This window comes from Protofrankia sp. Cas3, assembly GCF_963555955.1.
GTDB lineage: Bacteria > Actinomycetota > Actinomycetes > Frankiales > Frankiaceae > Protofrankia.
Window position 1 is genome coordinate 40558 of the sequence record NZ_CAUVXP010000021.1, and the last position, 11419, is coordinate 51976.

8 protein-coding genes are annotated in these 11419 nt (G+C 69.7%); 6 read left to right on the plus strand and 2 right to left on the minus strand.

Features of this window, described 5'->3' with window-relative positions:
* Positions 1-170 precede the first annotated feature (170 nt).
* A complete protein-coding gene (locus U9983_RS06500; protein ID WP_322753151.1) occupies positions 171-1784 on the plus strand; it encodes an ABC-F family ATP-binding cassette domain-containing protein in 1614 nt (537 codons plus the stop codon).
* A gap of 97 nt (positions 1785-1881) precedes the next feature.
* Positions 1882-2814: a cation diffusion facilitator family transporter gene (locus U9983_RS06505; protein ID WP_322749202.1), complete on the plus strand. Its 933-nt coding sequence runs from the start codon at positions 1882-1884 to the stop codon at positions 2812-2814.
* 39 nt (positions 2815-2853) lie between these two features.
* Here U9983_RS06505 and U9983_RS06510 read toward each other — a convergent pair whose 3' ends face one another.
* On the minus strand, positions 2854-4167 hold the full coding sequence (locus U9983_RS06510; protein ID WP_322753152.1) for a hypothetical protein: 1314 nt from the start codon (positions 4165-4167) through the stop codon (positions 2854-2856).
* 524 nt (positions 4168-4691) lie between these two features.
* Here U9983_RS06510 and U9983_RS06515 point away from each other — a divergent pair.
* The 3 genes from U9983_RS06515 to U9983_RS06525 all read left to right on the plus strand — a co-directional run bounded on the left by U9983_RS06515 (position 4692) and on the right by U9983_RS06525 (position 7750).
* On the plus strand, positions 4692-4910 hold the full coding sequence (locus U9983_RS06515) for a helix-turn-helix domain-containing protein (RefSeq protein ID WP_131766260.1): 219 nt from the start codon (positions 4692-4694) through the stop codon (positions 4908-4910).
* 2 nt (positions 4911-4912) lie between these two features.
* Complete coding sequence (locus U9983_RS06520; RefSeq protein WP_322753153.1) at positions 4913-5728, plus strand: enoyl-CoA hydratase/isomerase family protein; 816 nt, start codon at positions 4913-4915, stop codon at positions 5726-5728.
* A gap of 84 nt (positions 5729-5812) precedes the next feature.
* Positions 5813-7750, plus strand: coding sequence for an ABC transporter ATP-binding protein (locus U9983_RS06525; RefSeq protein WP_322753154.1), 1938 nt, complete (start codon positions 5813-5815; stop codon positions 7748-7750).
* Positions 7751-7907: 157 nt separating this feature from the next.
* On the opposite strand, the gene U9983_RS06530 is transcribed toward U9983_RS06525, so the two are convergent.
* On the minus strand, positions 7908-8054 hold the full coding sequence (locus U9983_RS06530; RefSeq protein ID WP_322753155.1) for a hypothetical protein: 147 nt from the start codon (positions 8052-8054) through the stop codon (positions 7908-7910).
* Positions 8055-8343: 289 nt separating this feature from the next.
* On the opposite strand from U9983_RS06530, the gene pyk reads away from it, so the two are divergent.
* On the plus strand, positions 8344-9759 hold the full coding sequence (pyk, locus tag U9983_RS06535) for a pyruvate kinase (protein ID WP_322750022.1): 1416 nt from the start codon (positions 8344-8346) through the stop codon (positions 9757-9759).
* The last annotated feature ends 1660 nt before the right edge of the window (positions 9760-11419 follow it).

Sequence of the window (11419 nt, forward strand, 5' to 3'; positions counted from 1 at the left end):
GTATCCGTACTCTGTGAGTATGGGTTCGGTGGTGACGTTCGCAGCGTCCAGGTCCGTCGCCCTGAAAGTTCCCGGCGTTGACGTTCACGGCTTCGTGAGGGGCCGTGACGCGGGCCGTGCCGTCCTGCTGCCGCGTTTGCTGACGTCTTCCCGGAAGGCCACGTGCACCTATGATCATCGCGTCCGATCTGGAGCTGCGGGCCGGCGCCCGCACACTCATCGAGGCGGTGTCGTTCCGCATCCAGCCGGGTGACCGGATCGGGCTGGTCGGACGCAACGGCGCGGGCAAGACCACCCTGCTCAAGACGCTGGCTCGCGAGACGCTGCCGTTCGCCGGAAAGATCGACGTCCGTGGTGACCTCGGTTACCTCCCGCAGGACCCGCGGGCCGGTGACCCGGCCGACACCGTTCGTGATCGCGTGCTGTCCGCCCGCGGCCTCGACGTGCTCGTGCGGGAGATGGAGAAGCTCCAGCTGGAAATGGCGGAGCTGGTCGACGATGCCGCACGGGACGTGGCGATCCGCCGCTACGGTCGCCTGGAGGAGCGTTTCGGCACCCTCGGCGGGTACGCGGCCGAGGCCGAGGCAGCCCGGATCTGCTCCGCGCTGGGCCTTGCGGACAGGGTGCTCGGCCAGCAGCTTGAGACGCTGTCCGGTGGCCAGCGCCGCCGGGTCGAGCTGGCCCGCATCCTGTTCGCCGGCGCCGGTGACAGCGACGCGACCCTGCTGCTCGACGAGCCCACCAACCACCTCGACGCCGACTCGATCGCCTGGCTACGCGAGTTCCTGCGCTCCCACGACAGCGGGCTGGTTGTGGTCAGCCACGACGTCGACCTGCTCGACCGCTGCGTCAACAAGGTCTTCTACCTCGACGCCACCCGCGCGGCCCTCGACGTCTACAACGTCAACTGGAAGACCTACCTGGCCCAACGGGATCTCGACGAACGCCGCCGCCGCCGGGAGCGGGCCAACGCCGAGAAGAAGATCGACGCGTTGAAGGCCCAGGCCGACAAGATGCGTGCGAAGGCCACCAAGGCCCGTGCGGCCCACCAGATGGACCGCCGGGCCGACCGGCTCGCCGCGGGTCTCGCCGACGTACGGGTCGCAGACCGGGTCGCCAAGCTCCGGTTCCCCGATCCGGCGCCGTGCGGCCGGACCCCGCTGACCGCCACCGGCCTGTCGAAGTCCTACGGATCCCTGGAGGTCTTCGCCGGCGTCGACCTGGCCATCGACCGCGGCGCGCGGGTCGTGATTCTCGGCCTCAACGGTGCCGGCAAGACGACCATGTTGCGGATGCTCGCGGGCGTCGAGTCCCCGGACACCGGCGAGGTCCACCATGGTCACGGGCTGCGGCTGGGGTACTACGCCCAGGAGCACGAGACGCTGGACACCAACCAGTCGGTGTTGGACAACATGCGCGCCGCCGCGCCGGGCACCTCCGATGTGGAGCTGCGCCGCATCCTGGGTGCCTTCCTGTTCAGCGGAGACACCGTCGCCCAGCCGGCGGGCACGCTCTCGGGCGGGGAGAAAACCAGGCTGGCACTTGCCGGGCTCGTGTGCAGCGCCGCGAACGTGTTGCTACTGGACGAGCCCACCAACAACCTCGACCCGGCGTCGCGTGGCGAGGTCCTCGCGGCCCTCGCCACGTTTCGAGGGGCGGTGGTGCTGGTCACCCACGACCCGGGCGCGGTCGAGGCGCTGGCTCCGGACAAGGTGCTCATGCTGCCCGACGGCGTCGAGGACTCCTGGTCCGCGGACCTCGCCGAGTTGATCACTCTCGCCTGACCGGGTAACCGCAACCCGCTGCCGTCGGCCATACCAGGTGTAGCTGTCCAGGAGCGTCGTGCAGGAGCGAGCAGGAGCGTTGAGCAAGGATGGTCGTGTGAGCGCGGAAGGTGGCACGAAGGCGGTTCTGGCCGCACTGGCGGCCAATCTGGGGATCGCGGTGGCGAAGTTCGTCGCGTTTGTCATCACTCAGTCGTCGTCGATGCTGGCCGAGTCCATCCACTCGGTCGCGGATTCGGGCAATCAGGTCCTGCTCCTGCTCGGTCAGCGGCGCGCCACCCGTCCGGCCGATGAGGAACACCCGTTCGGTTACGGGCGCTCGCGCTACATCGCCGGCTTCCTCGTCGCGATCGTGCTGTTCAGCATCGGTGGCCTGTTCTCGGTCCACGAGGGCGTGGCGAAGCTGCGCCACCCCCACGAGCTCGACAGCGCTGCGGTGGCGATCGTCGTCCTGCTCGTGGCGACGGTCCTGGAGGGGTTTTCCCTGCGCACCGCGATCGCCGAAGCCCGCCCGCTCAAGGGTGACGCCTCATGGTGGGGGTTCGTCCACGCCGCCCGTGCCCCGGAACTGCCCGTGGTGCTTCTGGAGGACCTTGCCGCGCTGGTGGGCCTCGTGTTCGCCCTTGCCGGCGTGGGTCTCACGCTGGCAACCGGCGACCCGATCTGGGACGGGGCGGGCACGCTGGCGATCGGCATCCTGCTGCTGACCGTGGCAGTGGTCGTGGCGGTCGAGACCCAGGCGATGTTGGTAGGGGAGGCGGCCACTCCGGCGATGGTCGCCACCATCCGTAGCGCTCTTGCGGGGTCGCCGCATGTCACGCGGGTCATTCATCTGCGCACGCTGCACCTCGGCCCGGATGAACTCCTCGTGGCAGCCAAGATCAGTATGGATGTCGAGCTGACCCTGCCCGCTGTCGCGCGCGCGATCGACGGCGCCGAGGCGGCGCTGCGGGCGGCTGTGCCGATCGCGTGCAGGGTCTACCTGGAGCCGGACATCGTCCACCAACCGGCTGACCGGCTGACCGGCTGACCGGCTGACCAGGAGGCCGGCAGGCGCGTTGCCGGTCAGTCACAGGGCCCCGGGCAGGAAGGCGCGGGCGACAATCGCGCTGAGGGCCCCGACAGTGGTCAGGCCCAGCGGAAGGGTGCCCGCCTGGGTCATGTCGCCCGGGCCCTGCGGGCGTGGGCTCGGTGCCAGCGCGGGTACCAGCAGCCAGCAGTAGAACGGCAACCAGGACCGCTCGGGATGGGCGCCGGTCAGGCCGGTCACCATCCCGAAGCCGATCGCGGGGACGGCGCCGACCAGAAAGGGCCAGCCGGGTGTGAGCCGGACCCGCCGTGCCGCCCGAATGATCGTCGGTCCGCAGGCGGCCAGGACGACCGCGAGACCGGGAGGGACGCGGGCGACCCACGCCGGGACACCCGCGGTGCTACCGGGGATGTGCGTGGTGGCGTGGACGACCTGGTCGCGCGCGACCGCCAGCCCGTCCGGCCAGGAAAACCCCAGGAACGCGGCCACGGACAGCGGCAGCAGGACGCAGCCGCCGGTGATCACGTTGAGCAGTGGTCGCCGCCGGACGAAGTACGTGGCCACCACCGTGATTCCCAGCCACGGCACCGCGTAGCCGCAGAGCGTCGCCACGCCGATTCCCAGGCCGCATCCCGCTGCCCACCGCAGGTGTCTACCCGGTTCGGATCCGATCACCCCGAGCGTGACGAAGGCGGCGGCCAGGGTCGCGGTCACTGCGTCCGCCGCCGGTATCCACACCGCCCACGGTGCCAGCACCAGCACCGGCACAAAGCGGCGGGCGGCCCGGTCGTGGCACAACGACCGGACCGCGATCGCGGCGAGCGGGACGGTGGCCGCGCCCACGACCGTCAGCACGACTCCCAGCGCGCTCGGGGCCCTGATGCCCAGCCGTGTCAGCGCCCACAGCACCAGCACCAGCCCGGGGGGATGTGCCCGGGTGCCGCTGCCGGAAGCGGCCCCCTGGTGGGCCTCCTGGTGGGTGTAACTCCGCAGGAAGCCCACCGGGTCGGCGTCCGCGGCGGCCACATCCGACAGGTAGCCCGGCCCGTTGCCCAGCGGTCCGGCAAGGCCGCTCAGGCCGTGCACGGAAGCCAACGCGAGCGTCCATGCCAACGACGCCACGTAGGCGGTGATGAGCAGCGTGCCCCACCGCAGCCGGATGTGAACGTCTCGCCATGCGGCGACGATGACCACGGCCAGGACTGCCGGGGCGAGAAGGGACGTCGGCGAAATGTGCGGGCGCCGGTCCGCCGTGAACGGTATGCCGGCGAGCAGCGTCGGCAGCGGTTCGGCTTCGCCTCCGCCGGCGCGCAGGAGCGCGGTCAGGCCCAGACAGGCAATCAGCGCCCCCATCCAGATTGCGATTTCGCCGAACTCGGTCGGGTCTGCGCCGGTGAACGGTAGTCGTGGCAGACGGCTGCGACATCCCCGCGGATCGGAGCTCCCCGATCGAACGGCGGGCCGCAAAGGCGCTCTCATGGCTGCATGCCCGCCGCGATGCCCACATGTGCACCGTAGCCAGGTCGACGGTGCCGGGTTCGGGTGGTGCACGATGTTCACCGGCGCGGATTCGGCGATGGTCGTCGCGACGCGCCGAAGTCACTGTCGGACCAGACAGGGGCGATTAGGGACACTGGCCTTCGCTGACGTTGGTGGATGTGCCGATTCTCCTGCTGCGGTGGGCGAAACAGCCATCGGTCCCGTGGCCGGGCGTTGGTGGTCCGGTGATGGGAAGAAGGGAAAAGCCGAGCGCAGCCGGGGGGTTGGTCGGGCGCGTGAAGAGGACAGTGTGATGGATCACATGCGCTTCGAGTGGCGCGTTCACCGCGACTGAGTGAAGATCGGTTCGCAGATCATCTATCACGGAGGGGGCCACATTGGCCGAGCTTAGGAAAGGAACCCGGATCACCGGCGCGGAGCGCGACAAGCTTGCATCAGAGCTTCGGAAGAAGTATGAGGCGGGTCAGAGCATCCGCCTCCTCGCTGAGTCGTCGGGTCGTTCGTACGGGTTCGTTCACCGGATCCTCTCGGAGTCCGGAACAACTCTGAGAGGCCGGGGCGGCGCAACCCGCGGCAGTAAGAAGAAGAGCGTCTGATCATGTTGCAACCGGCCGCCGCCGATCTGGCGGCGGCCGGTCTGACCCTGACGATCGAGGGTTCGCGGGCGACCGTCACCGTCGATCGTCAGGATCGCGGCGCCGCCTGCGCGCGCGCCGTGCCCGCCGTGGGAGTGCTGGCCGATATCGGGAGATGTCTGCCCGGAAGCATTCGGCTTGTGCTTCTTCGGATCATCGGCGGTTTGCCACCGTTTGATCATGTCCGGGTCGACCCGACCGCTGCCGGCGGCCGGGACCGACCCGGCATGGCCGGTGACTGCCCTGCCAGCCCTGGCAGCCCTGGCTTCGTTGGCGACCGCCAGCGCGCGCTCGACTGGTTGTCCCGGCCCGACCTGTTCAGCATCGCTGTCGTCAGCGGGTGGGCGGTGGGCGCTCTGCGCCTGGCACTCGCCTGCGACCTGCGGGTCTTCTGTGCGGACGCGTACCTGGCCATGGACGGGATCCGGCACGGTCGCGTTCCGGCGCTCGGGGTATCGGACACGTTGGTCGATCTGGTCGGCTATGGCCGGGCGCTGGACCTCTGCGTGACCGGACGGGCGGTATCCGGCACGCAGGCGTACATGTTGGGACTCGCGGACCGGGTCGCGGCCCCCGTCGATCTGGCGGATGCGGTGGAGGATCTCGCCGCCGCGCTGCTTGCCCCGCCCCGGGGCCTGGCCGTCGAGGTCAAGGCCTTGCTGCTGCACAGCCGCGAGCGCTCCCGACCAGACCAGCGCCGTGCCGAACGGGATACCCAGCTGCGTGCCGAACGGGATGTCCAGCTCCGCACGTCAGCTGAGGCAGTGCCGCCGGGATGACGGGCCGCCGGCGCGGGAATGATCCGTAGCCGCAGGCTGCTTACAGTGTTGTAGTTGTAATGACATCGACGCCAAGGTGGACTGATGAGAATCGCGGACGGCGGGCCGCCCATCAGCGCACGGGCCTTCCAGCGTGACCGTTCGATCGCGCACCAGAAACTGCGGCCGGGCACTCTGCGCCGGATCGTGGGGTTCGCACGCCCGTACCGCCGGATGCTGGCCGGCTTCCTTGTGCTGATCGTCATCGACGCCGCGCTGGGCGCCACCACGCCACTCATCTTCAAATCGATCATCGATGACGGAATCATTCCCGGGCGGGTGGGCGTCGTGGAGGCGCTCGCGGCGCTGGTCGGTGCGATCGCCATCGTCGACGCGCTGCTGGCGCTGGCGCAACGCTGGTTCTCGGCTCGCATCGGCGAAGGTCTCATCTTCGACATGCGGGCCCGGGTCTTCGACCACGTCCAACGTCAGCCGCTCGCCTTCTTCACCCGCGCCCAGACCGGTGCCCTGATCTCGCGGCTGAACAGCGACGTCCTGGGCGCGCAGTCGGCGTTCACCGGGACGCTGTCCGCCGTCCTGTCGAACGTCGTGTCCGTCGGTTTCGTCCTTGCGGCGATGATCGCGTTGTCGTGGCAGATCACCATCGTGTCGCTGGTCCTGCTGCCGGTGTTCGTCATCCCGGCGCGGTTGCTCGGTCCGAAACTCGCCGCGCTCACCCGGGAGGGCTACGGGCTCAACGCCGAGATGCACACGACGATGACCGAACGGTTCAACGTGTCGGGGGCACTGCTGGTCAAGCTCTACGGCCGGCCGTCGACGGAGAACCACAGCTTTGCCGCCAAGGCCTCCCGGGTCCGTGACATCGGTGTGACCCAGGCGATGTACGGCCGGATCTTCTTCGTCTCGTTGACGATGGTCGGGTCACTGGCGACCGCCATCGTCTACGGAGTCGGCGGCCGGTTCGCGGCCGAGGGCATCCTCGCGGTCGGCACAGTCGTCGCGCTGACGTCGTACCTGTCCCGCCTCTACGGGCCGTTGACCCAGCTGTCGAACGTCAACGTCGACGTGATGACCGCGTTGGTCTCCTTCGAGCGGGTGTTCGAGGTGCTCGACCTGAGCCCGGCCATCGCCGACCGGCCGGACGCGGTCGACCTGCCCCGCGGGTCGGCGACGGTCGAGTTCGACGACGTCGGGTTCGGCTACCCGGCCGCGGACGAGGTGTCGCTGGCGTCGCTGGAGTCGGTGGCCATCCTCGACCGGCGGGTACCTGAACCCGTCCTGCATCACATCTCGTTCCGCATCGCACCCGGTGAGCTGGTGGCCCTGGTGGGGCCGTCCGGCGCAGGCAAGACGACGATCAGTCAACTGGTGCCCCGGATGTACGACGCACGTACCGGGACGGTCCGGGTCGGCGGCCATGACGTCCGCGACGTCACTCTTCGCTCATTGCGCGATGCCGTGGGCGTTGTCACACAGGATGCGCATCTGTTCCACGACACGATCCGGGCGAATCTCGTCTACGCCCGTCCGGAGGCGAGCGAGGAGCAGATGTGGTCGGCGATGGAGGCGGCCATGATCGCATCCGTTGTGCGGGCGTTGCCCGACGGCCTCGACACGGTCGTCGGGGACCGTGGCTACCGGCTCTCCGGCGGTGAGAAGCAGCGGCTGGCGATCGCGCGGCTGCTGCTCAAGGAGCCGTCGATCGTCGTTCTCGACGAGGCCACCGCCCACCTTGACAGCGAGTCCGAGGCGGCGGTCCAGCGGGCGCTGGCCACCGCTCTGGCCGGTCGGACATCACTGGTGATCGCGCATCGCCTGTCCACGGTTCGCGACGCCGACCGGATTCTGGTGATCGATGGTGGACGGGTAGTCGAGAGCGGGCGGCACTCCCAGCTGCTGGCCAGCGGCGGCCTGTACGCGGAGCTGTACCGCACTCAGTTCGAAGGCCAGGCTCCAGCGCCGGCGGTCGAGGATCTGACCGTCGGCAATCGCGGCGAACAGGAAACCGCGGCCGTCGGCTGAACCGCGCCCGGGCAGCGTCGGTCACGTCGGGCGGTGTTTTCACACATGTGTGCCTGATTTCACCCGCGGACCATCCGGGTCATTTCACAGGTGTTGTCCGGGCCGTTGCCCCGGGACCAACGGCGTCACGTGGTCGACGCGCGGATCGCCGGCGTGCCTACGCCGGGCGTCCCCTTCCGCTGTCGGGAAGCGCCTCATCCGAGCTGTCGTCACCGTTCACCGCGGTCGCGTCGGGGTCGTCATGCGGGAGGGCGATGTCTACATCGCCGGATGGATGGCGGTGGATCGCCGGGTTTTCGCTCATCTGTCTGCCCACCGTGACCTGGGAAGTTACCTGGACCTGCCGGCCTGTGCACCCATTGGAGAGCTCTTCGTAGGGATCGCTCGGCTCCCTTGCCGACGCCCTGGTCCGGTTCGGTATCCACGCGCTGCGCCGCGGTGCGGACACGTCGACCGTACGCCGTCGCACCACGTACCGCAGCTTGTGGCGTGGCTGGGTCCTATTTCCTGTAGACGTAAAAGGTTCCAGGTGTCGTTCAGTCGATAGTGGGGGCGGTGTCCAAGCCCCCGGCATCATTTCCTAGGCTTATCCCGTGTCTCGTCGCGCGAAAATTGTGTGTACACTCGGTCCTGCCACCAGCTCACCCGACATGATCCGGGCGCTGGTCGAAGCCGGTATGGACATCGCCCGTCTCAACCTCTCCCATGGCTCCCACGACCAACATGCCGAGACCTACCTGCGCATCCGCGCCGCTGCTGACGCTGCCGGACGCAGTGTCGGCATCCTTGTCGATCTTCAGGGGCCGAAGATCAGGCTAGGGAAGTTCGGGTCCGGGCAGGTCACCCTGCTGCCCGGCCAACAGTTCACGATTACCACTGATGACGTCGTCGGTGATCAGCATCGGGTTGGAACGACGTTCTCAGGGCTGACCGCCGACGTCACCAAGGGTGACCACATCCTCGTCGACGACGGCCGGCTGGTGCTTGACGTCACCGACGTGGTCGGCACCGACGTCCACACCACGGTCTCCATCGGTGGTCCGGTCAGCGATCACAAGGGGATGAACATCCCGGGCGCAGCCCTCGGGGTGCCCGCGTTGACCGACAAGGACACCGAGGACCTCCGCTTCGGGCTCGGTCTGCCTGCCGACATGATCGCTCTGTCGTTTGTCCGGTCGGCCGCCGACATCGAAAAGGTTCGAGCGGTGATGGACGAGGTCGGCGTGCGCCTCCCCGTCCTCGCCAAGATTGAGAAGCCGCAGGCAGTCGACCAGCTCGAGGAGATCGTCGAAGCGTTCGACGGCCTGATGATCGCCCGTGGTGACCTCGGCGTGGAAATGCCGTTGCAGGTCGTGCCGCTGGTCCAGAAACGCGCCGTGTCATGGGCGCGCGAGCGTGCGAAGCCGGTGATCGTGGCCACCCAGGTGCTGGAGTCGATGGTCCACGCCCCCCGGCCCACCCGTGCCGAGGCCAGCGACTGCGCCAATGCCGTCCTCGACGGTGCCGACGCGATCATGCTGTCGGCGGAGACCAGCGTCGGTGACTACCCCATCGAGGCGGTCTCCACGATGGCACGGATCATCGAGACGGTCGAGGTTGATCTTTCTCGGATTCCGCCGCTGCGGACCCGCCCACGCACGGTCGGCGGGGCGCTGGCCGAGGCCGCCGCGAACGTCGGCGGAGCCATGGGTGCCCGCTACCTCGTCGCGTTCACCCAGAGCGGGGACACAGCGCGCCGTCTCGCGCGGTACCGCAGCCCCATCCCGCTGTTGGCCTTCACGCCGGTGCCGGCCGTCCGCAGCCAGCTGGCGCTGCTGTGGGGCGTCGAGACCTTCCTGGTCCCGTTCGCGCACAGCACCGACGAGATGGTCCGGCAGGTCGACAACGCACTGGTGCAGCTGGAGCGTTGTCGGCCCGGTGAGCTGGTTGTCGTCGTCGCGGGGACACCGCCGGGTGTGGCCGGGATGACCAACACCATCCGGGTGCACCGTATCGGGGAGGAAGTCTAGCCATAGTGGTCGGCGCCGCAGTGCTCTGGGGTTGGCCGCGATCCGCGCAGGTGCGGACCAGCCCGTAGTGTCTGCGGCACGATGATGGGGGGCCCGGGGTCGGGCGGACACCTGCGCTCTGTCCGTTCCGTCCAGGCACACTGGCTGGTCAGGGCGCACGCGCTGGCCAGGCGAACGCATGGCACAGCCGGATCGGGGCTGTGGCAGTTTGCGGGCAGTTTCCGGCGTCGACCACTATGTCCCTGGGCCACTCGCCGGACCCCGACCCGGCCCAGCTGACCCGGGAGCGTGTGCAATGACCGAACAGCCGGCGCGGCGGCCTCGCGAAACAGACCGGGACGACGATGCCGGCGGGGAGGCCGGGGCGTCGCCGGCGCAGACCCCGTCCCGTGCGATGCGCCCGCAGAGTCCATCGGTGCGTCCCGCGGATGAGCCGGCCCGGTCGACCGAGACGCCCGGGCCTCGCCGGGCAGGCGCGCCAGACCCGCGTGGACAGTCCGGGGCACATCGCTCGTCTCCGGGGAGCCCGGCTTCTTCGGGTGCCGCTGGGTCGTCGGCTACGCGGGGTGCGGTCGGGTCGCCCCACGCGCGTCCCGCCGCCGGCGGCCAGGCGCCGCCGGCCCGGCGCCAGGTTGCGTCCCAACCGCCTCAGGCGACGACCAGCGCGACGGCGGCGTCAACCGGTCAACGTGCCGGTGGGCCATCCCGGCCTGGGTCGGAGATCGGCCAGACCTCCCAGCCTGAACCTGACCGTGCCGATGCTGACGGCGCGAAGGGCTCAAGCGGCACGGGCAGCCGTCCGAACGCCACTCCGGCACCCGTGCGACCGGCGGCGCCGGGTCCGACACCTGGACCCGCGCCGGTAGTGCCGTCGGCGTCGCGCGCGGAACCGCCGCGGGTCGAAACTCGCCAGGCTGAACATCGGCGGCCCCAACCCCCGGAACCGATCGGGCGCCGGGCGGTTGATCGTAGGCAGGATGATCATGTATCAGGTGATCGTCGATTGGATGGCGCGGCGCCCGGGCCGGCCAAACCCTCCGGCGGCGGGTCGCCCGCGGCGGCGCAACCTCGTTCCCCGGAACGTCCCGCTGTGCGGATCTCCCCGCAGCAGGCACGGTCACCGGCGCCGGAGGCGGGATCTGAGCCCGCCAAACCGCCGTCCCGGATGCCCGCGCCCCACCCGCAGGCCGCGCCCCACCCGCAGGCCGGACCGCAGCGGCAGGCCGCGCCTCACCCGCAGGCCGGAGCACAGCCGTCTGTGCCGCCGAGCCAACCCCAGTCCCGGCCGTACGGGCCCGTACCGGCGCGATCGCCGGCGGTGGGACCGCACGGGGGTCCGGGTGAGCGTCCCCGGTATCGGCAACCACAGCCGCCACCAGGCATGCCGTGGCCACCCGTGGCCGCGCCGGACCCGCTGGACACGCCGCGCCAGACCCGGGGGCGCGAGCCGCAGTACCCCTTCCCTGCGCATCGGGACTTCGACGCTGCGCCTGCCCCATCTATCCCATCTATTCCATCCGCCTCAACTATCCCATCCGACTCAACTATCCCATCCGTCCCGTCTATCCCATCCGTCCCGGCTGTCGATCCGAGCGAGGCTCCGCGGGGCGTGATCGGTTCTCGGCCGGCGTACCCGAACGCCGAGCCGGAGTTCGGGTAC

Coding starts and splice junctions, on each gene's coding strand:
- U9983_RS06530 (WP_322753155.1), bottom strand. CDS start 8,054: ATGAGCGAAAACCCGGCGATCCACCGCCATCCATCCGGCGATGTAGAC.
- U9983_RS06520 (WP_322753153.1), top strand. CDS start 4,913: ATGTTGCAACCGGCCGCCGCCGATCTGGCGGCGGCCGGTCTGACCCTG.
- U9983_RS06510 (WP_322753152.1), bottom strand. CDS start 4,167: ATGGGGGCGCTGATTGCCTGTCTGGGCCTGACCGCGCTCCTGCGCGCC.
- U9983_RS06525 (WP_322753154.1), top strand. CDS start 5,813: ATGAGAATCGCGGACGGCGGGCCGCCCATCAGCGCACGGGCCTTCCAG.
- U9983_RS06500 (WP_322753151.1), top strand. CDS start 171: ATGATCATCGCGTCCGATCTGGAGCTGCGGGCCGGCGCCCGCACACTC.